We start from the raw sequence: 20903 nt of genomic DNA, 5'->3' as shown, positions 1-20903 counted from the left end.
ATTTCCATGCGAAAAATATGTATTTTTGCCGCTCTGTGTGCGTTCTTTTTGTGCGCCTTGCCAGCTGCGGCCTCTTTGCCTCATTATAATTCCGACATCGGCTATACCATATGGCTGCCGAAGCATTGGACCGTGGCCTCGAACAGTGATCTGGAGATTGCTGAAGGGGCGTGCAAGCCGCTGCCTGTGCAGGGATTGATGCCTAACTGGGAGGCCGGTTATATCAATTCTGAAAGCGGGCGTGAATGCCAACTTTTGGTGGAGGCCAAGCCTGGTCGAAAAATGCGTCCGGCAGACATTTCTAATTTTAACAATTTCATTGTTCGGTCATTGAAAAAATCTCCATTGCATGAAGTGGAGAATCCCGGATGTGTGACCCTGAAAACCGCTACCTACTACAAGGACAAAAAAGTCCTGCGGCTTGTGACGGAAATGGGGCAAGGCGATCAGGCAATGCGCGGTCTGACGTATATAATTTATACCCGTAAGGGCATGTTGACGTTTGTCGTATACATTGATCCGACCGACGACCAAACGCAGAAAGCCATTGATACGGCTATGCTGTCTCTCTATCTGGATGACGCCATTCGTTATTGAGCATTGTTGACAGTGTTTCGTCAGGGGGGATATTCTTTTATCAAGGGCAATCATGGTTCGTACTGCGCATTATTTGCAGAGTCGACGTATTGTTTTTATTTTTAGTTGAATAAAGAAGGGGAGTTGTCTTGGGCATACTCCTTGCTCAAGAGTTACTGGAGGCCCGAGTGAAGAAAATTATATTGGGAACAGTCCTCTCTCTACTGATGTTTTCCCCAGCTTTGGCAGTGGATGTCCACTCTCAGACGGACTCTTGGCTCGTGGCCTCCAATCAGCCACAGCGACCAGCCCCGCAGCCACCCCGGAAGATCATTATCAAAGGGAAGGGCGGTAAAGTGACCGGCGTGGAACAAGGTACCGGCAAGAAACCCAAAGAAAAGAAATAATGGATCATTGAATACGACAAAGCCCCCGCAACTATATGGTTGCGGGGGCTTTGTCGTCGTATGTGTTGGGACTACTGAGTGGTGTCGCAAGCCGGGAATTGTGGATCAGTGCCGCTTTTCAGAAGCTTTGTACGGTATTCCGTGACTTCGTCCAGGGCATTCCATTCACTGTACATTTCCAACCAACCGTCGAAATCCATGTATTCTTCGTCCAGATGTTGCTCATGCATTTTGAGCCAGACGTTGAAGATGTACATTTCCACTTTGAATGTGGCATTATCGAACACCTGCGGAAGGACTGTGGCCTCGTACTTCTGGCCGTCCAGACGGGAAGCCACGTAGGAACAGACATTTTCCTGGGATCGCTTGTAGTCGGTGACCGCATTGTTTACCATATCGGCGAAACGATGCAGTTCGGGGCGGTTCTCTTTGATCTTGTCCAACTCTTCGTCAGGCATCTCAATCCGGAGTTCTTCGCCTTTCTCCACCACGAAGTAGAACCTGAGCCATTGGTCGAACTGGAAAACCTCAAGGGCGTCCTTGACCGCATTTTTCACACTCACGCTTCGAATCATTACTATAATCCTTCATTGGGTTAATGTCTTGGATGGGGAATATGGACATCCTTGTGAGCCGAGTCAAGGGAAAATCGAGGTTCGCGGGGGTAGACAAAGTGTTGATGATTGGTATATGAAGTGCGGCTCGCAATAAAGAAAAGCCCTTATCGGCTGAAATATCAAGGAGACCACAATGGCACGCCACAAGAAGCACGAACGTATGAAAGAATTGGATCGTAAACGTCAGCGTCGCAAGAAAGCCCTCAAGGCAGCAGTCAAGGAAGCCAAGGCCGCTAAAGCCTAGCTCGATTGTTTTTTTGACGGTACCAACTGTCGTGTTGACACCGTGAAGTTCCATCGGCGTTGCCTCGCTTCGCTTATGGTGCCTTTACGGGTGTCGACTCACGTCTGGCAACCTACCTGCAGAGTCTTTTTACTTCATTCACAATTTTTCAAGAATTTGCACCATGCCTATTTATGAATATCAATGTCAGTCTTGTCAGTCCGTTTTTGAGGAATGGCAATCCGGTTTCGAGGATAAGGAATTTCCATGTCCCGAGTGTGGGGGAGTCTCCAAACGACTTATCTCTCACAGTTCATTCCACTTGAAAGGGTCTGGCTGGTATGCCGATGGATATGGTGCCACGAAGTCCGGGTGCAAGCCCGGTGAAGCGCAAGAACCCTCTAGTGGTGGCGACAGTGAGCCTTCGACCAAGGCCGAATCGGCCCCGGCTTCGAAGTGTCCTGCCGCGGACACGTCTTCTGCAGGTTCCGCATCCTGATGTATGCACAAGGCAGCTACGGCTGCCTTTTTTCATGGTTTTTCCGGCCTTGAAATTTGGTGCCGCATTGCCATAGTATGCTGATGCACAATTACGCACATTCAACGAAGCGAGAAATATCATGCTTGAACGGTATTCCCGACCCGGGATGAGAGAGTTATGGACCCTTGAAAACAAGTTCAAGGTCTGGCTCGAAGTAGAGCTGGCTGTGACCAAGGGCTGGACCGAACTCGGTAAGGTCCCTCAGGACGCCTGCGACGAAATTCATGAAAAGGCAGACTTTGATCTGAAGCGTATCCTTGAGATCGAAGAAACCACCAAGCATGACGTCATTGCCTTTTTGTCTGCCGTGGAAGAGAAGGTCGGTCCCAGTTCCCGGTATATCCATTTGGGCTGCACTTCCTCGGATATAGTTGACACGGCTAACGGCGTGTTGTTGCTTCGGGCTGGAAATATCCTCGCGGAAGGTGTGGATCGTGTCCTGAAAGTTCTTGATGAGCTTGCCCACAAGCACAAAGGTTTGCTTTGCATGGGCCGGACTCACGGGATTCACGCAGAGCCGACTACCTACGGCCTAAAATTTACCGGCTTCTATGCCGAATTCATGCGCCACAAGGAACGTTTCGATGCGGCCCGTGAAAATATTCGTGTCGGCAAGCTGTCCGGCGCAGTGGGAACATTCGCTCACCTCAGTCCTGAATTGGAAGAACGCGCTTGTGCCATTCTCGGTCTTGAGGTTGATCCACATTCTACACAGATCGTCCAGCGTGATCGGTATGCGCAGTTTTTCACCGCATTGGCCATGATGGCAGGCGGTATCGAGCGTCTTGGTCTGGAACTTAGACATTTGCAGCGTACCGAAGTCTCGGAAGTGGAAGAAGGGTTCTCCAAGGGCCAGAAGGGTTCCTCGGCCATGCCGCATAAAAAGAATCCCATTTCTGCAGAAAATCTGTGCGGTCTGGCACGGCTCATTCGTTCCAATTCCATGGCAGCCATGGAAAATCAGGCTCTCTGGCACGAACGTGACATTTCTCATTCCTCGGTGGAACGCATGATCATGCCCGACACCACCGCACTCATGGATTACATGCTGCATCGCATGTCCGGCGTGTTGGAACGATTGGTGGTCAAGGAAGAGAGTATTCAACGAAATCTTATGGGGTCGTTTGGTCTTTTCTACTCTCAGCGTATTCTCAACAAACTTATTGCTACCGGCCTGAAACGGCAGGAAGCCTATGAGATGGTTCAGAAGGTAGCCCTGCGCTGCTGGGAGAATCGTATCCAGTTTGAAGACGAGATCCGTGTGGATGCGGAAGTAAATAAGCATCTTGCGGCTAACGACCTTGACGAAGCCTTCGACCCTTCGTATTACAAACGATATGAGGATGTGGTCTTCAGCCGCGTCTTTGGGGGAAAATAATATGAATGAATTGAAATCCAAGCTTGCCAAGTTGTTGTTGGAGCTCTCCTACAAAGAGGGCGACTTCACGCTGACTTCAGGCAAGAAAAGTGAATATTATTTCGACTGCAAGCAGACAGCACTCCACGCTGAGGGCGGGTATCTCATTGGACGACTGTTCTTTGAGATGCTTAAGGACTTTGATGTCCACGGCGTAGGTGGTATGACTCTCGGTGCCGACCCTCTGATTTCTAGCGTAACTGTGGTATCCCATCTAGAAGGACGGCCTTTGCCGGGATTTATTATTCGCAAGAAGTCCAAGGGGCATGGCACCAATCAGTACCTTGAAGGTCTGGCTAATTTTAGCGAAGGCGACAAAGTCGTCTTGCTGGAAGATGTCTGCACCACGGGTGGTACGCTGGCAACAGCCGCCGAACGTGTACGTGATGCCGGATTGGAAATTGTCGGTGTACTTGCAGTTTTGGACAGAGAAGAAGGCGGACGGGAAAGGCTCAAGGAAGCAGGGCTTGAATTGAGCGCTATCTTCACTCGTCAGGAGTTGTTGGCCGCAGGCAAATAATTTGACCCGTCGGGGAAGTGTATGGTTTGGGGAAACCGTGGGAGGATTGGGTATACTTATATGCGTGTAGCTGTTGTTGTTCTGACATTGGTCATGTCTGTAAGCATGGCGTTTGCCGAAGGGTGGACCCCCACCCTTTCATCGCACTCGTACGGTCCCGAGCGTATTATTGCCGTGGACAAGGCTTCGCAGGAATTGATCATGCTGGAACACAAGAGTCCGTTGCATGAGGTGTTCCGGTTTCCTTGTACAACGGGGCAATCCACGGGTGACAAGTCGGTGGAAGGTGATCTGCGTACCCCGGAAGGCGTGTATTTTGTCGGGTACCGTATCAATCGCAAGCTCGATTGGGACCTTTATGGCGACATCGCTTATTCCTTGAATTATCCCAATCCTATTGATCGTATCAACGGTAAGACCGGCGGCGGCATCTGGTTGCATGGCCGGGGCAAGACTTTTGTCCCTCGTGACACCCTCGGTTGCGTGGCTCTCAAGGTTCCTGACATGAAGAATGTGGCTCTGGAGTCAGATTATGGGACTCCTGTGGTCATCGCGAGTGATCTTGAGTGGACGGCGGAATCGGGTGAAAATGACGTTACAGCATTGACTTTGGGCCGTGAGCTTGATGCTTGGGCCAATGATTGGCAGCGTCGGGATGAGGGGTTCTTCGATCACTATAACGCCGAGCTTATGACCGTGAGTGACGGGATTGATTTTTCCCGGTTCGTTACGCACAAGCAGAGTATTTTTTCTCGCCAGCCGTGGATTCAGGTTATGGTCGATAATGTTCGTGCCATCCCCGGTCCTGATTATTGGGTAACATGGTTCGATCAATATTATCGTGCACCCGGTATGGCTTCGACCACCGGCAAGCGATTTTATTGGCAGAAAGACGATATCGGACAGTGGCGTATCGTTGGTCGTGAGTATGTCCCAGCTTCAGAAAATCTTGAAGCCAAGTATCTTGCTTCGAAAAACGGCGAAGTGCAGGATCTGGTGAAGGCTTGGCGTACTGCCTGGTTGGCTACAGATCTGGATGCTTACGTGGGATTTTATACCTCTCGAGCCGTACAGGGCAGTCGAAAGGGGCTCATGTCCATTGCCGACTACAAAAAGACGTTGTGGGCTACCAAAGCTCCTGTTAAGGTTGAAATTGATGGTTTGACCGTTATTCAACATCCCAAAGGACTTGCAGTGACGTTCAATCAAATGTTTGAGAGCGCGGACGGGTATAGCGACGTCGGACGGAAGACCATGGTTCTGACCCCGAACGGGAACACATGGAAAATTGACAGCGAGCAATGGAGACGGGGGAGATGATCGATTCGAAATACAGCGTCCTATTCATGCGCGACGACCGGGATGTGACTCGGTATCGTGTCAGCCCGTTTTGGCTCAGGATGTTTATCTTCAGTCAAATATTTTTGTTTCTTTTCGCAGCGGGCGGAATTTATATGGGCGTGCGTGGGTTCAAGATCAACGCTGACCTTCATTCCGAAAAGAAAGACCTTGAGCAACGTCTGGTAGATGCCGAAGTTCGTTTGGAACGACTCGGAAACATGGAAAAGATTCTTGAATCTTATGACCCCACCGAGTTGCAGTCCCTGCTTTCCGCAGCGACGTCTCCTGAGGTCGAAGAACCTGTGCAACAGGTAGAGATCAATCTCAATGATATTTTTGTTCGCGCTGATACACAACAGGTTGGTGTGGAAAATCTTCAGGCAAAGCTTTCCAAACGGAAACTTTCCATTACTTTCGAACTCAACAATCTTCAGGCATCCAAACCCATGGCGGGACAGGCTGATTTCGTTTTCATTAAACGAGACGGAACATCCGTAGCAGCCAAGACCAACAAGAATGACCTTGGATTCCAGATTCAACGATTCAAGCGTATCCAGACAACCTTCCTGCTCCCCGATGGAGTGGATAAGGATGATCTTTTTGGTCTGCGTTTGGAAATTAAAGGGAAGGGTGGAGATGTCATTTTTGCTGAGACGTATCCTCTCTACCACATTCTCGCTTAGCCTGATTGTGATGCTTTTTGTGTCCCACGCCCATGCAGGGTCGTGGGAGCACTCCTTTTTTGCGGGTACACAATATCCGTTGAAGGTGGTTTTTCTCCAAGGTGAGGAGGAAGGGCCGACAATCATGGTGCAGGGTGGTATTCAGGGGGATGAGACTTCTGGGTTCGTCACCGCTCAATTATTAACTCAGGCCAAAGTCACACGGGGTAATGTCATTATCTTGCCACGTGCCAATGTGCCGTCCATCAATCTGCATAAACGGCAGATCAACGTGGACATGAACCGGCGCTTTGATCAAAATTACAATCGATTTTATGAAGACAGGGTGGCCCGTGTCATCCGATTCCTTCTCGCCCAAAGTGATGCCTTTATTCATCTGCATGAAGGGAGCGGGTTCTATAATCCGACCTATGTGGATAATCTGCGCAATCCCAAACGGTATGGTCAGTCCATCATTGTGGATACGCTTGTTTTCGACAAGATAGACTTGGCGCATACTGTGAATTCTGTGCTGGACGAGTTGAATGGAAGTATTCGTACCCGCGATTATCAATTCAAACTTTTCAATACCAAGACGTTCGACAAAGGGACGGCGTATCCCGAGATGCGTAAATCTCTGACTTGTTATGCTCTGGCTGAGCATGGTATTCCGGCTATGGCTGTGGAGGTCAGTAAATCCATTCGTCAGATAGGTTGGAAGGTGCGGCAACAGTTGTCTGCAACTATTATGTTGCTGCGACGTTTCGGTATCAGCGTCATTCCTCCCGAGTTCACTGATCAGGATGTGCGAGCCTATGCCCGCAAGGGTGTCAGTATCAGTGTTAATGGTCGTCCACTTCGTTCTGGAGGGGTGATTAATCTCGTTCCTGGTTCAACGCTGGCAGTGGAGCCGCTTGATAGTGGGCCGAGTGAATTTGCACCCGAACTGGCGCTGTTTGCATCAGATCGTCCCGGCGTGAATTTGATTAATGCTCGACGGATGGTTTTGGAACCATTTTCCGAGTTGGAATTACGTTCTGATGGAAAGCGTATTGCCAAGGCTCATATTAAATGGACCGGTAAGATGCCGCAGTCTCCGGGCGAAGATAAGCCTATGTTTGTCTGTTGGCTCAATGGCAATCCAGTGTTTGTTCGTGACGGTGAAGTCTTGCATGCCGTGCTGGGTGATCAGCTTATCATGGAAGGCATGTGGGGCAGTGACCTGAAGGAGATCATCAATCTTAAGGGGTTTGTTGCTATCCCATGGGCCAACAATGGGCAGGATCTTGGGTGGGAAATTATTCTTGATCCCGATAATTTTATTGGTCGGTATGCTGTGAAATCTGGTAATTCCGATGTGACCCGGTTCAGGGTTATTCGAGAAACTCCCGGTGCTCCCAAAGCGGGATTTTATGTGGATATTGCACCGCGTACTGTGCATGCGCTTAAATTGTCTGATGAGCGTGGACAGACATTGCTTGTACCGTGGATGGCCGGTTTGAATTATCGGTTGCCCGAGGGCCGATATGTGCTGGAAGCTGCATGGAGTAATGGTGCAAATGACAAGTTAATTACGACCACCAAGAATATGCCGCTTGATAGGGGTGAAGCTTTTTCCGTGAAGATTGGCAAGCCGTTGCCGTTGACGGTGCGACAGGCGACAACTTTTGGTGATCTTGGGACTATGACCTTTACTGCAGGGAGTTTTGTCGGGCTTTCTTCTGCAACGAATTAATTTTATTATTTATAATGTTTTTTTGAAATCCGCCTTTTGGCGGATTTTTTTGTTGTAGGCATTGCGTGCATCCGCAGTGAGGGTGTAAACGGAATTATTACAAAGGTTTCGCCTTTACGGCAGGCAAAAAACGCCTTCTTCGTTGTGAGCCTGATAACGGACCCAAGAGCCTGTACGCGGCTTCACTGCCTGACAGGATTGTCTGTGATACAAACTCGGTCGGGCTACGTTTCGCCGCGCGGGACAGGCTCTAAGGTCCGCTATCAATTGTTCGTCGTTGTAAGGGGGGGAGCTCGGTGTAGGTGATTATCTTTGATTTAGGCTCTTCGTTATCCATAAAGGGCCTTGGGGTGCTTCAGCACCCCAACACCGCTCTCCTTTCGAAGACGATTTTTCCTCCGTCCAAACAGACGAAGACGGGACCCAGCCCTTGGTCGGCGGCTTAGAAGCTGACCAATCGAAGGAAGCGGCTCTTCTAAGGGAGTCAGGTTGTTTTTCTTAAACTGAGGGGTGGCGGGAGAGGAGTGGCTTATGCTTTTAATCGGGTGGAGCCGACTCGATTGGATCAGATTCTTGTCGCCAATTATGGGGGCGGCCAAGCTAGCGCAAGCGACCTTTTTTGCTTCTTTTTTGGGCGCTGCCAAAAAAGAAGGCCCGCCCGGCAGGGCATGGAAAACGTTGGGTGCTTCAGCACCCAACAATGACTCTCGCCGAAGGCGCATCTTTTTACAAAATGGAAGGTACAAACTAACCCGTCAAAACGGAAGCTTATGCCTGTCAGAATACAAAATCCTTTAGAATAATAACTCATTGGTATTCATGAAGCAAAGCTCATTTTAACCAACTTAATTACCGAGTGTTTGGCTGTTCTATGTCGTTATTTGTTTCGTCTCCTTCGACCCTTTCCCCTTCCCTGACCACTTTGTCTCATATTTATGCCTGTAAACGGAGAACGGACAGACCGACCAGTCAACATTTTAAATAAGTACATGAGAAAAATTACAGGCCAAAAAAGTGCCAATCCAACACTACTACCAACCGAGATGTTACGGCTGTTTATATAGTAGATAAAAACAGCTACTGCGATGGCTAAATACAATATCATTACTCGTTCCTTTAATTTTGAGAATGTCGTTTTTTGAATATAATCATACCGCAAACAAGTGGATTTATCCCATATGTGTTTTGATATTTAATTTGATTGTGCTCGTTTGAAGGAACTAAAAGCAAGATAAATTTCTGAAATGATAGAACACAAATTATGGGGGAAGAGGGTTCTATGTTCAGGATTTTGAGCGTTATGAACCACCGTTTTTTTGGGCGGGTAGTTTCTCAAAAAAAAGCCCCCTGCAGAGGCAGGAGGCTTTTTTAATTTTTCAGGTACAAATTCTACAGCTTCATTTCTCCGGTGGAGAATTTCTTTTCCAATATGTTGGAGAGCTGAATCAACGGATAACACACTACAAAGTATAATATCCCAACAAGCCCAAATACCATAATTCCTTCCGGCACGCGTTGGACAGTGAGCCATCCGGCACGAGTGATATCTGTCAATCCGATAACCGAGACAATGGATGAATCCTTGATGAGCAGTACATATTGCCCGACAAGAGCTGGCAAAGCCATGCGCAATGCCTGCGGTAACACCACCAGAATCATCGCCTGGTTACGTGTGTGCCCTAAAGAGCGGCAAGCCTCTTCCTGACCTGAGGGGACAGCCTGAATGGACGCAGAAACGATTTCACAAATGTAGGACCCTGCGTAGAGGGTCAGGCTGACCACCGCTGCAGTGAGTGCTTCCATCTGTAAACCAAATTCCGGCAGGATGAAGAAGATAATGAACAGTTGGATGAGGAATGGTGTGCCGCGCATGAAGTCAACATAGATTGAAAGGATGCGCGACATGAATGTGCCTTTGTTGGAGCGCAGAATGCCGGTAATGACACCGATGATGGTGCCGCCGACAAGACTAAGCGCGGAAATCGCCACTGTCACGCCCATGCCTTTGTAGAACATGGGCATGCTATTCATGAGTTGGTCGAAGTAAAATCCCCACATGGCTTATGCGCTCCTGAAGCGCGTCATGCGCATTTGATAGAATTTGGTCAGCCCCTTGAGCACGTAGTAGACGAGCAGGTAGAGGACGGCCACAGTCAGGAAGGCTTCGGACGGCATGAATCGTTCGGAGTTGAGCATCTGTCCGGCGCGAGTCAGTTCCATCACTGAGATGAGGGACAGCACTGCGGAGTCTTTGACCAACACGATGGCCTGCCCGAGCATCGGCGGCAATGTGTTGGCAAGAGCTTGGGGCAGAATGACATAGAAAAACCGCTGATAGACGTTGAACCCTTGTCCCATAGCGGCTTCGACTTGGCCGGCGGGAATACCTTTAATGCCGGCACGCAGGATCTCAGCCACATACGCCCCGGAGTTGAAGGAAAGAGCCACGATGCCGGTTGTCAGCTCATTGACCTGAATGCCGAGGGAAGGAAGTCCGAAGTAAAGAAAATAGAGTTGAGCCAGCAGGGGTGTGGACCGGATGACCTCAATGAAGACCACGGCCGGGGCTGCAAGCAGTTTGATTCCTGAAATTCTACAGGCACAGGCGACCATGCCCACAATGAGTGAGCCTATGATGCCGACCAGCGAAATCCAGGCAGTATGGTACAGCCCTTCCATGAACAGGGGCATGTACTCCCAGATGATGCGGAAGTTGAAATATTCGAGCATGTGCGACGAATCCGTATGAAGATGCGCCATGCCTCGTGAAGAGACATGGCGCAGCAATTACGGTCTAGTGATCTTTTTCCCAGGCCTTGGAATCGACCCAGTACTTGATGTTTTCGTCGTAGCGGCCATCGGACTTGACCCAACCGAAGAATAGGTTGACCCACTGGCGCAGTGTTTCGTCTTCATGACGGACGGCGAAAGCCAGAGGCTGCTTGGACATGATTTCGCCCACGAAATGCGTAGAGTTCGGGGGGAAGGAAGCCAGACTGCCGGAGATGGAAGTCTTGTCGTTGACGGCCACGTCAGCCTTGCCTGCCATAATGGCATTCAGGAGCATGGGGCCGCCGCCTTTGTAGGACTTGATTTCAGCCTTGGGGAAGAGACGTTTGGCATCAGCTTCGCCAGTACCGCCGAGCAGGACGGCTACTTTCATGCCTTCCTTGTTGATTTGGTCCCAGCTTGTGATTTTGGAATCGGCTTTGGCCACGGCCACGGAACCAGTGTAATAGAATGCATCGGTGAAGGACACCTTGAGTGCACGCTGAAGGTTGGCGGTCATGTCTGCGGCCAGCATGTCAGCTTTACCGGACAACAGGGCAGGAATCAGACCGTCCCAATCGTAATCCAGAAATTTGATTTTGACGCCCATTTCTTTGGCCATCAGGCGACAGAATTCAACGGAAGAACCGGTGCGGTCGCCGTTTTTGTCCAGAAAACTGAATGGGGGACATTGGGTCTGAACGGCAACGCGAAGTTCTCCGCGCTTGACGATCTCAGCCAGTGCATCTGCAGATGCGGTAGAAGCCACGGCCAACATCATGGACAGCATGAGTGCCAGGCAAATGGAAAGACGTTTCATTATTCCTCCTATAATGTTCAATAAAAAGTCTGATCTAATCCGAATATAAGCGAATTGCGGTCAGTGCCATAGTAGGGTCGGGTTTAGCCGTTCCTGCGGTTGCAAGTTCGGCCATCGGGAACGCTACTGGATGTACTTGGCTTTTGCAAGAGCGTGTCGCGGTTTTCTCGGCGTGAGAGTGAGGATTATCAGGAGGTTGGGGAAACGGAAAAAGCCTCTGACAACATATGTTGTCAGAGGCTATATTCTCTGGTGCGCCCGGCACGATTCGAACGTGCGACCTTTCGGTTCGTAGCCGAATGCTCTATCCAGCTGAGCCACGGGCGCGTCGTGGAAAGACTGTTTATGCTTAGGGGGCGTTATACGTCAAGCACTTTTTTAGAAATTTATTAATTTAGTTGAAAAAACGTCAGTAAAACCCTGCACGAGTTCGGCTGATTTCCCTTCTATGCGTATCAGTTCCGTGTCCGGGTGTTCTGCGAATTCCTTCATATGCGGGCTTTTCAGAAGGAAGAGCTTGATGATGGCGTCCACTGTTTGTTGCTTTTTGATGGGAGAGTACACCCCGTTGATGGATAGGGCGATATTTTCATCCCGTCGATCGATGAGTATACTCACATGTGGATTTTTTTTGAGGTTTTTGTTTTTTTTTGATGTTTTAGGTGACAGAAAATAAAACTTCATGACCGCATGGTCCGCGAAATAGTTCATCAGAGACGTGTGAGGCGTGTTGCCATCGGAAGTTGCCAGCACACAGATATCCTTGGCCTTGACCATGTCTTCGATGAATCTTATTTTTTGCTTGCTCATAAGCGAGACACTACAGCACTCTTCAATGCGGGGCCATTATATAATGAAAAGGGATACGGAAGCATGCTTACTCTTGATGAAAAGATAGCCGGGACTGAGTCCCTCATGCAGACATTGGTTGAAAATGTTGATCCTGACGGAGTGCGCGTGGCGTGGACCGGCGGTAAGGACTCCACCGTTGTTCTCTTTATATGGAAGGCTGTGCTCGATAATGTAGGGAAAGGGCCTGTCCATGCAATCAATCTTGATACTGGCTGCAAATTTACAGAAGTCATGGCATTTCGTGACGCCCTGACGGTAGAGTGGGGTATTGATTTGCATATCGCTCGCCCGGAAGTTTCACTGGATGGCTACCCGTTGGCTCAAGATCCGCTTTCTTGTTGTCGAGAATTAAAGGTTGAACCGCTCAAGCGGGCTGTTGTTGAGACCGGTGCCACACATGTTTTAAGTGGTATTCGTTTTGACGAACATCCCGATCGGGTAGGGCGGCGAACAGAAGAACAGCGAAATGATCCCCCGCATTACATGATCAACCCTATTCTTGATTGGACCGAAACAGATATCTGGGCGTTTCATGCCCGTTTCAATCTTCCGCATTGTGAACTGTATGATCAAGGGTATAGATCTTTGGGGTGCAAACCTTGTACGCAACGGCCTGATAACGGTGGATGCGAACGGTCTGGGCGTGCTGCTTCCAAAGAAGCTGTCTTGCCGACTTTGACGAGTCTTGGTTACTTCTAATTTTCACATGAAAAAGTCCTGATTTGTTCCTTTGGCTGGTATTAGCCGTTTTTATTTGAGATTTTTTTCACAAGATTCTTCTCTTTTTTATATCTATTTATATGGGCCTCTGTACCGTGAGCCTTTTATTCCAATATATCAGACGATTATTAGTGTGTTTTTGTGTGTCTTTTTTTGATGTTTGGGTCTTGACCAAACAGTGTTCTTCCCATAAGACCACATGGTTATTAGGCTAAGGGTAAAGTGCATTCGCACTGAAATTCGGTTGGAGGTGAACCGGATTTTCACGTGTCTGTTGTACTCGTTCTCCATTCTTTTGAAACGAGGTCTTCATGTCGAATTTGCTACTGCTTCTCATTCTCCTGCCAGTGGCCTCAGCATTGGTCTGCTATTTCGTTCGGTCTTCCGCCGTTCGAAAGCTGACCGTGCTCGGTACTGCTGTGGTCCTGACGCTTGCGTCTGTGGGACTGCTCATGCAGGGGACTTTTGAGCCGATTGCAGTCGGTTCATTCCTCGGCATCAGCAGCGATTTCCTGATTACGGTTCTGGATTTCGCATTGTTGGGTGTCATTTTTTATCTCGGTCTCAAACACAAGAGCTTACTGATTCAGGGTTTTACCCTAGCTCAGGCTGCACTGCTCGTTTGGTTTGAAATTGTTATGCTTGAGCATGACGCTGTTCCCGCTCTTGTGGGTGACCAGCTCGCTTTGATCATGGTCCTGGTGATTTCCATCATCGGCTCTTTGATCTGCGTGTTTGCCATTCCTTATATGAAGGAACATGAGGAGCATCTGCACCTGAAGAAGTCTCGCCAGCCGCGATTCTTCTTTTACTTGGTGTTGTTCCTTGGCGCCATGAACGGCTTGGTGCTGTCCAATAATATTCTGTGGATGTACTTCTTCTTTGAAGTCACCACTCTGTGTTCCTTCATGCTGATCGGTCACGATGTCACCGAGATCGCTACCAAGAACGCTGTCCGCGCATTGTGGATGAACGCTCTCGGCGGTCTGGCTTTCGTTATCGGCATGATGCTGGTCTACATGAAGGCCGGCACTCTGGACATCTCTGCAATCCTGGCTGCCGGACCTCAGGGCGCGCTCATGATTACTGGCGTTGGCTTTTTGTGCCTCGCTGGTTTCACTAAGGCCGCTCAGGTTCCATTCCAGAGCTGGTTGCTTGGTGCCATGGTCGCTCCGACTCCGGTTTCCGCGCTCCTGCATTCTTCCACCATGGTCAAGGCCGGTGTTTTCGTGGTTCTGCGTTTCGCTCCCGCGTATGTTGACACTTTCCTGTCCACCGGTGTTGCCATTTGTGGCGCATTCACTTTTGTGACCTGCGCAGCTCTGGCCATCGGTCAGTCCAATGGTAAGAAAATTCTGGCGTATTCCACTATCTCCAATCTCGGCTTGATCATTTGCTGCGCGGGTATCAACACTCCGTTGGCTTTGACCGCTGCTGTTATGCTGATCGTGTTCCATGCCGTTTCCAAGTCTTTGCTGTTCCTCTGTGTCGGCACGATTGAGCAGGCCATCGGTTCTCGTGACATCGAAGACATGCGCGGCTTGTATGCCAAGCTTCCCCGTACTGCCCTGATCACCGTGATCGGTATCCTGACTATGCTCCTGCCGCCGTTCGGTGTGCTTATGTGCAAGTGGATGGCTATCGAAGCCGGTGCTGATACCAACATCTTCGTGATTACCATGCTCGCATTGGGTTCCGCGTTGACGGTTGTATACTGGGCACGTTGGGGTGGTTCCTTGATGTGTTCTCGCGAACAGGACACTCGGACTGAATCCCAGCCCATGCTCACCAGCCTGCCGCTGATGTTGCTGTGCGGGGGCGCCATTGTTCTGTCGTTGGCTTCTCCCTGGATTTATAATTCAATGCTTGCTCCCTGGCTCGGTACGGCTCCGTTTACTCTGAGCTTTGGTTCACTGAACTCCGCCACCGGCTCCTTTGCCGTGGTCCCGCTGTTCGTGGTTTTGGGTCTGGGCGTGCTTTTCGCCGCCAAAGCCGCTGCCGGTTTCCGCAGGGTCAAGATTATGCCGCCATATTTAGGTGGCGCGAATTCATCAACAGACGGTACTTACATCGGTCCCATGAATGGTGATGTACCGTTTGCAGCTGGTAACATGTACCTGGGCGAGCTGTTCGCTGAAGGTAAGCTGACGCCTATCTTCAACGCACTCGCGATCGCTTTGATTGTGCTTATGTTGGGAGGGGCGATCTAATGGATACTCTTATTCTCGTTATCATCGGACTCATTGCCGGACCACTTTTGGGTGGTCTCATCGCTGGTCTGGACAGGCGCGTCACCGCGTGGTTCCAGTCTCGTCAGGGTCCCCCGATCATGCAGGCTTTCTATGATGTGGCCAAACTGTTCGGAAAGGAAAAAATGGTGGTCAACCAGTGGCAGATCCTCTGCGCCTGGGTATATATGATCGCTGCTGCTACCTCTTTGGCACTGTTCTTCGCTCAGAGCGACCTTCTGCTCATTTTCTTTGTGCAGGCTGTTGGTGCGGTCTTTTTGGTCATGGGTGCCATGGCCACCAAGTCCCCGTACTCTCAGGTGGGCGCACAGCGCGAATTGATACAGATTCTTGCTTACGAGCCAGTTTTGATTCTGGTTTTTGTTGGCTTCTATATGGTTACAGGCTCCTTCTCTCTGGACGCTGTCTGGTCCCAGGATATGCCGCTCATCACTAAGATGCCGCTGCTTTATCTGGCTCTGGGTTATGCCTTAACCATTAAATTGAGAAAGTCCCCGTTTGACTTCTCCACGTCCCATCACGGTCATCAGGAACTGGTTAAAGGTGTACTCACCGAATATTCCGGTCCCTATCTGGCTCTGATTGAAATTGCCCACTGGTACGAGACCATTTTGGTTCTCGGTTTGTGCGCCATCTTCTGGCACACCAATGTTGTTTGGATGGCCGTGCTGCTGGTGATCACTTACATGCTTGAAATCCTGGTGGACAACACTATGGCTCGCATGACTTGGCGCTGGATGCTCAAGCGTGTCTGGCTGCTCGGTATGGGCCTGTCCATTGTCAATCTCATCTGGCTGTACGCGAGGTAAATCATGTTTGGATCATTCATCAAGAAATCTCGCGCCAAGTCTCCGTGGATCATGCATTTTGATTGCGGTAGCTGTAACGGCTGCGACATCGAGGTTCTGGCTTGCCTGACACCGCTGTACGATGTGGAGCGGTTCGGCATCATCAACGTCGGTAATCCTAAGCACGCTGACGTGTTGCTGGTTACTGGTACTGTCAACCATCGGAATAAAAAGGTGCTCAAGAATCTGTATGATCAGATGCCTGAGCCCAAGGCTGTCATCGCCATCGGCGCATGCGGCAATACCGGCGGTGTGTTCCGCGAAGCCTACAACGTTGTTGGCGGCGTGGATAAAATCATCCCGGTGGACGTGTATGTTCCCGGTTGTCCTGCAAAACCCGAAGCTATCATCGACGGTGTTGTCGCAGGGTTGGCCAAGTTTGCGCAAAAAGTGGAAGAAGCCGAATAGGCGTGTCCACAGAGGTATAATATGAAAGGTACTATTATTGACGTGACCATCGACAATGTTGTCGGAGAGGTCATGAATATGAAGAACGACGGACAACGGTTCGTCACGCTTTCCACATATCAGGAAGGCGAGGGCAAGCTTGGTATTCTTTATCATTTCGATAAGGAATATGAGGATACTCATCTGCGGATGACTGTCGACATGAAGAAGCCTATTCCCAGCGTTTCCGGTGTCTTCTTTGGCGCCATGCTGGTAGAAAATGAAATCCGTGACCAGTGGGACGTCAAGTTCGACGGCATGGTTCTTGACTTTAACCGCACACTCTTTCTTGATCCCGAGGTCACCCAGGTTCCCCTGGTGTCCAACGTCAAGATTGAGCCGAAAAAATAGGGGGCTGAAATGGCTACTACCGTAATTCCCTTCGGCCCGCAGCATCCCGTTCTCCCCGAGCCGATTCATTTGACGCTCAAGGTTGAGGACGAAATCGTTAAAGAAGCTATCCCGGCACTGGGCTACGTTCATCGTGGTTTGGAAAAGCTGGCAGATATTCGCGACTTCCATCAGATGATCACCGTGTGCGAACGCGTGTGTGGCATCTGCTCCATGATTCACGGCACCTGCTATTCGCAGTGCATCGAAGAACTTATGGACATTGAAGTTCCGGCTCGTGCAGAAATGCTGCGTGTTATCTGGAGTGAACTTCACCGTATGCATTCTCACCTGCTTTGGCTGGGCTTGTTCGCCGATGCTTTCGGCTTTGAATCCCTGTTCATGCAGTTCTGGAAAGTGCGCGAGCGCATTATGGACATCAACGAGGCCACTGCTGGTAGCCGCGTTATCGTGTCCGTCAACATCATCGGCGGCGTCCGTGCCGACCTTTCCCCCGACCAGATTCGCTGGATTCTCTCCGAGCTGGAAATCGTGGAGAAAGAGGTCAAGGCCATGCAGGACACCATCATGAACGACTACTCGGTCAAGTCCCGTACCGTTGGTATTGGCTACATGTCCAAAGAGGACGCTTACGTTCTCGGCGCTGCTGGTCCGACCTTGCGTGGTTCCGGTGTCGCATCCGACATGCGCATGATCGGTTACGGCGCATACTCCGAGCTGGATTTTGAACCGGTTGTTGAGACTTCCGGTGACTGTTGGGCTCGTTCCACGGTCCGTTTCCATGAAGTAATTCAGTCCATTGATTTGGTTCGTCAGGCCGTCAGCAAGTTGCCTGAGGGCGATATTGCCGCCAAGGTCAAGGGCAACCCGCCGGAAGGCGAAGTCTACATGCGCGTGGAACAGCCGCGCGGTGAGTGCGTCTACTATATTAAGGGCAATGGCACCAAGCATCTGGATCGGTTGCGTATCCGCACCCCTACATTTGCCAATATTCCGCCGCTCCTGCACATGTTGCCGGGTTGTGAACTGGCCGACGTGCCAGTCATCGTCTTGGCTATTGACCCGTGCATCAGCTGCACCGAACGCTAGGAGAGTTGACATGCTGTTTACACCTACAGTCGTCAAGAACCTGTTGAAGAAACCCGCCACCCGTAACTATCCGTTCGTGGTGCGCGATCCGTTTCCTAAATATCGCGGTGAGCTTGTTATTGACATCGATAAGTGCATTTTCTGCGGCATGTGCTCACGCAAATGCCCCTGTCAGTGCATTACGGTTGATAAAACTACGGGTACTTGGTCCTGCGATCCTCATGAATGCATTACTTGCGGTTATTGCGTCGATGCATGCCCTACCAAATGCCTGACCATGAAGGACACGCACCGCAAGCCCATGACCGAGAAGACCACCTGGGTCGAACAGGGCACACCGCCCAAACCGAAAAAAAAGAAAGCCGCTCCTGCTGCGGAAACTGCTCCTGAGAAGGAAGCTGCTCCCAAGGCCGAAAAGGCTGAGACGAAGCCTGACGCCAACAAGGCCGACAAGAAATAGTCTTCGTCAGCGACAATTAAAAAAAGCCCCGGTTCTTGAGCCGGGGCTTTTTTTGTGAAGGCTGAGGTCTTCAAAAAGGGGTACAATGGGTTATGGTATTGCTTAATGGGTGGAGTCTCTTTATCTTCTTTGAAGAAGTGGATGAAATTAGTCGTCCATTTAATTGAAACAGGACTTATCGCTCAAGAATCATGCAGGAACTCCCATTTCTCCTCGTTATCCTTTCCTCCATCGCACATGGATATTGGAATTTTCTTCTGAAACGCGCACAGAATAAAGATGCCTTTCTCGGCTTGAGCAAAATGGCTGAACCAGTCATATATGCAATACCATTTGCCATAGCGGTAAGTGTCTGGGGGCTTGATCCGGCATCTCTTTGGTATGCGGGGGTGGGAACGTTGCTTTCTGTGGTGAACTATTTCTGTCTCGCCAACAGTTACAAACGACTTGATCTTTCCATTGCATATCCCGTGTCGCGTTCCAGCACTCTGTTTCTTCCGTTTCTGGCATACCTTATTTTTCAGGAAAGCATTGACGCCATAGGCTGGTGTTCAGTCTTTTTTGTCACAGTTGGTGTCCTTGTCGTTCAATTGAAGGATTTACGATTTTCTTCCATCTCATGGAATCGTCAGGGCAGCAATTCAGGTTTGTTGTTTGCCCTTTTTGCGGCTTTTACCGTGGCATTGTATACCTTGTGGGGCAAAGAGGCTGTTCGGCATATGCACCCATTCATTTACATGTATTGCTACACGCTGGCTTCGTGTGCGTATTTTTTGCCTTCCTTGCGACGGCTTGATCGTCTTGTTGTTAAGGAGGAATGGAGCCGGAATAAATGGAGCATCCTTACTGTTTCTGTACTGAATACACTTTCATTTGTTCTCATGCTGATGGCTTTGAACATGGGTAAGGTCACCTATGTCGGGGCATTGCGGCAACTTAGCCTTGTGGTCGGAGTCGGGCTGGGCTGGCTGGTATTGCGTGAATCCTTATCCTTACCACGGGTTCTCGGTGTTTTGCTTATTATAGTCGGGGCGTGTCTGACATATCTTGCGACGTAAGAAAAGGATGCGTTGAAGTAATGTTGCCGGTGGATGCGACTTTTTAAAATATAGCTACAGTTTTTGATTTTAATTCACACCGTACCGCACTTGGCTTGCCGGGGGAAATTGCGTAACGTGCCAATCCTTATGCAACGAAAGCAGACACGAGTCCTGAATATAGGTGCGGTGGGCATTGGCGGGGATAACCCTGTCCGCGTCCAATCCATGTGCAACACCGATACCCGCGATGTTATCGCCACGGTGACACAGATCAATCAACTGGCCGAGGCAGGGTGCGAGATTGTGCGTCTGGCCGTACCCGATGACAAGGCCGCCGCTGTACTCAAGGATATCCGCGAGCAATCTCCGGTACCCCTTATAGCGGACATACATTTCGATTATCGATTGGCTCTGGATGCCGTGGAAGCCGGGTTTGAAGGGTTGCGTATCAACCCAGGCAATATCGGTGACGAGCAAAAAGTGGACATCGTGGTTCGTGCGGCTATGGCCAACAACGTTCCCATTCGTATCGGTGTCAATGGCGGGTCGCTGGAAAAAGATTTGCTTCGGCAGTTTGGTGGCCCTACCCCCGAAGCCATGGTTGAATCTGGCCTGCGTCATGTTGCCATGCTGGAAAAGCGTGGCTTTTACGATACCAAAATTTCACTCAAGACCTCATCGGTTTTGAATACCGTTGCCGCTTACCGACTTATGAGCGAGAAGGTGGACTATCCGTTACATATCGGTATCACTGAGGCCGGAACATTGGTCCGAGGGGCGGTCAAGTCCGCTGTCGGACTGGGACTTTTGTTATCCGAGGGGATCGGCGACACCATGCGTGTGTCGCTCACCCATGACCCTGTCGCCGAGATTGGCGTGGCCTACGAAATCCTGCGTAGCTTGGGCTTGCGTGAACGCGGCCCGGAGATTATATCCTGTCCGACCTGTGGGCGTACCGAGATTAAACTGATCGAGTTGGCCGAAAAGGTGGAAGAGGCCCTGCGTGGAGTGGAGGAAGTCTTTACCGTGGCGGTCATGGGGTGCGTGGTCAATGGTCCCGGCGAGGCCCGGGAAGCTGACATTGGCATAGCCGGAGGCCGTGATTTGGGCATCATTTTCCGTAAGGGAGAAGTGGTGCGCAAGGTCAAGGGCAATGAAAATTTACTACCGGAATTCATGAAAGAAATTAATATGTTCCTGGAAGAAAGGAGAAAATAGA

22 protein-coding genes and 1 tRNA gene are annotated in these 20903 nt (G+C 50.1%); 17 read left to right on the top strand and 6 right to left on the bottom strand.

Going from position 1 to position 20903, the window contains the following annotated elements; translation table 11 throughout:
- Positions 1 to 6: 6 nt before the first annotated feature.
- Together SYK_RS08670 and SYK_RS08665 are read left to right on the top strand one after the other, a co-directional pair.
- A complete protein-coding gene (locus tag SYK_RS08670) occupies positions 7 to 597 on the top strand; it encodes a hypothetical protein (RefSeq protein WP_281763189.1) in 591 nt (196 codons plus the stop codon).
- Positions 598 to 764: 167 nt separating this feature from the next.
- Positions 765 to 983, top strand: a complete 219-nt coding sequence (locus SYK_RS08665; protein ID WP_281763188.1) for a hypothetical protein — start codon at positions 765 to 767, stop codon at positions 981 to 983.
- Between the two features lie 71 nt (positions 984 to 1054).
- Here SYK_RS08665 and SYK_RS08660 read toward each other — a convergent pair whose 3' ends face one another.
- The gene (locus tag SYK_RS08660; protein ID WP_281763187.1) at positions 1055 to 1558 is read right to left on the bottom strand and encodes a hypothetical protein; all 504 of its coding nucleotides are present in this window, start codon (positions 1556 to 1558) and stop codon (positions 1055 to 1057) included.
- 449 nt (positions 1559 to 2007) lie between these two features.
- Between SYK_RS08660 and SYK_RS08655 the strand changes: the two genes are divergently transcribed.
- From SYK_RS08655 to SYK_RS08630, 6 genes are all read left to right on the top strand, one after another.
- On the top strand, positions 2008 to 2322 hold the full coding sequence (locus tag SYK_RS08655) for an FmdB family zinc ribbon protein (protein WP_281763186.1): 315 nt from the start codon (positions 2008 to 2010) through the stop codon (positions 2320 to 2322).
- Between the two features lie 121 nt (positions 2323 to 2443).
- On the top strand, positions 2444 to 3742 hold the full coding sequence (gene purB / locus SYK_RS08650; RefSeq protein ID WP_281763185.1) for an adenylosuccinate lyase: 1299 nt from the start codon (positions 2444 to 2446) through the stop codon (positions 3740 to 3742).
- Position 3743: 1 nt separating this feature from the next.
- The gene (pyrE, locus tag SYK_RS08645) at positions 3744 to 4301 is read left to right on the top strand and encodes an orotate phosphoribosyltransferase (RefSeq protein WP_281763184.1); all 558 of its coding nucleotides are present in this window, start codon (positions 3744 to 3746) and stop codon (positions 4299 to 4301) included.
- 60 nt (positions 4302 to 4361) lie between these two features.
- Entirely contained in the window at positions 4362 to 5621 is a 1260-nt protein-coding gene (locus tag SYK_RS08640; RefSeq protein WP_281763183.1) for a L,D-transpeptidase family protein, read from the top strand.
- Positions 5618 to 6325: a hypothetical protein gene (locus SYK_RS08635; protein WP_281763182.1), complete on the top strand. Its 708-nt coding sequence runs from the start codon at positions 5618 to 5620 to the stop codon at positions 6323 to 6325. Before SYK_RS08640 ends, SYK_RS08635 begins: the two co-directional genes overlap by 4 nt.
- Entirely contained in the window at positions 6279 to 8039 is a 1761-nt protein-coding gene (locus SYK_RS08630; protein ID WP_281763181.1) for a M14/M99 family metallopeptidase, read from the top strand. The genes SYK_RS08635 and SYK_RS08630 overlap by 47 nt, the downstream gene beginning before the upstream one ends.
- A 1389-nt stretch (positions 8040 to 9428) precedes the next feature.
- Here the strand turns inward: SYK_RS08630 and SYK_RS08625 are convergent.
- The 5 genes from SYK_RS08625 to SYK_RS08605 all read right to left on the bottom strand — a co-directional run bounded on the left by SYK_RS08625 (position 9429) and on the right by SYK_RS08605 (position 12438).
- Positions 9429 to 10097: an amino acid ABC transporter permease gene (locus tag SYK_RS08625; RefSeq protein WP_281763180.1), complete on the bottom strand. Its 669-nt coding sequence runs from the start codon at positions 10095 to 10097 to the stop codon at positions 9429 to 9431.
- Positions 10098 to 10100: 3 nt separating this feature from the next.
- Positions 10101 to 10826 (bottom strand): amino acid ABC transporter permease, encoded by a 726-nt coding sequence (locus SYK_RS08620; protein ID WP_281763179.1) that lies wholly within the window; start codon positions 10824 to 10826, stop codon positions 10101 to 10103.
- Positions 10827 to 10833: 7 nt separating this feature from the next.
- Positions 10834 to 11628, bottom strand: coding sequence for an ABC transporter substrate-binding protein (locus SYK_RS08615; RefSeq protein ID WP_281763178.1), 795 nt, complete (start codon positions 11626 to 11628; stop codon positions 10834 to 10836).
- Positions 11629 to 11878: 250 nt separating this feature from the next.
- Positions 11879 to 11955, bottom strand: a tRNA-Arg gene (locus tag SYK_RS08610).
- 51 nt (positions 11956 to 12006) lie between these two features.
- Positions 12007 to 12438 (bottom strand): pyridoxamine 5'-phosphate oxidase family protein, encoded by a 432-nt coding sequence (locus SYK_RS08605; RefSeq protein WP_281763177.1) that lies wholly within the window; start codon positions 12436 to 12438, stop codon positions 12007 to 12009.
- A 63-nt stretch (positions 12439 to 12501) separates the two neighbouring features.
- On the opposite strand from SYK_RS08605, the gene SYK_RS08600 reads away from it, so the two are divergent.
- The 9 genes from SYK_RS08600 (at position 12502) to ispG (ending at position 20902) form a co-directional block, all read left to right on the top strand.
- Positions 12502 to 13179: a phosphoadenosine phosphosulfate reductase family protein gene (locus tag SYK_RS08600; protein ID WP_281763176.1), complete on the top strand. Its 678-nt coding sequence runs from the start codon at positions 12502 to 12504 to the stop codon at positions 13177 to 13179.
- A 332-nt stretch (positions 13180 to 13511) separates the two neighbouring features.
- Positions 13512 to 15410 (top strand): NADH-quinone oxidoreductase subunit 5 family protein, encoded by a 1899-nt coding sequence (locus SYK_RS08595; RefSeq protein ID WP_281763175.1) that lies wholly within the window; start codon positions 13512 to 13514, stop codon positions 15408 to 15410.
- On the top strand, positions 15410 to 16258 hold the full coding sequence (locus tag SYK_RS08590) for a respiratory chain complex I subunit 1 family protein (protein ID WP_281763174.1): 849 nt from the start codon (positions 15410 to 15412) through the stop codon (positions 16256 to 16258). Before SYK_RS08595 ends, SYK_RS08590 begins: the two co-directional genes overlap by 1 nt.
- A gap of 3 nt (positions 16259 to 16261) precedes the next feature.
- On the top strand, positions 16262 to 16705 hold the full coding sequence (locus SYK_RS08585; RefSeq protein ID WP_281763173.1) for an NADH-quinone oxidoreductase subunit B family protein: 444 nt from the start codon (positions 16262 to 16264) through the stop codon (positions 16703 to 16705).
- 21 nt (positions 16706 to 16726) lie between these two features.
- Entirely contained in the window at positions 16727 to 17095 is a 369-nt protein-coding gene (locus SYK_RS08580) for an NADH-quinone oxidoreductase subunit C (RefSeq protein ID WP_281763172.1), read from the top strand.
- A 9-nt stretch (positions 17096 to 17104) separates the two neighbouring features.
- The gene (locus tag SYK_RS08575; RefSeq protein WP_281763171.1) at positions 17105 to 18184 is read left to right on the top strand and encodes a hydrogenase large subunit; all 1080 of its coding nucleotides are present in this window, start codon (positions 17105 to 17107) and stop codon (positions 18182 to 18184) included.
- Between the two features lie 10 nt (positions 18185 to 18194).
- Positions 18195 to 18644: a 4Fe-4S dicluster domain-containing protein gene (locus SYK_RS08570; RefSeq protein ID WP_281763170.1), complete on the top strand. Its 450-nt coding sequence runs from the start codon at positions 18195 to 18197 to the stop codon at positions 18642 to 18644.
- 191 nt (positions 18645 to 18835) lie between these two features.
- Positions 18836 to 19702: an EamA family transporter gene (locus SYK_RS08565; protein WP_281763169.1), complete on the top strand. Its 867-nt coding sequence runs from the start codon at positions 18836 to 18838 to the stop codon at positions 19700 to 19702.
- A gap of 129 nt (positions 19703 to 19831) precedes the next feature.
- Positions 19832 to 20902 carry a flavodoxin-dependent (E)-4-hydroxy-3-methylbut-2-enyl-diphosphate synthase gene (gene ispG / locus SYK_RS08560; protein ID WP_281763254.1) on the top strand — a complete coding sequence of 357 codons (1071 nt, stop codon included), beginning with the start codon at positions 19832 to 19834 and terminating at the stop codon, positions 20900 to 20902.
- The last annotated feature ends 1 nt before the right edge of the window (position 20903 follow it).

It is taken from the genome of Pseudodesulfovibrio nedwellii (genome assembly GCF_027923765.1).
Classification (GTDB): domain Bacteria; phylum Desulfobacterota; class Desulfovibrionia; order Desulfovibrionales; family Desulfovibrionaceae; genus Pseudodesulfovibrio; species Pseudodesulfovibrio nedwellii.
The sequence above is the reverse complement of the archived record's forward strand: the minus strand, read 5'-3'. Positions and strand labels throughout refer to the sequence as shown.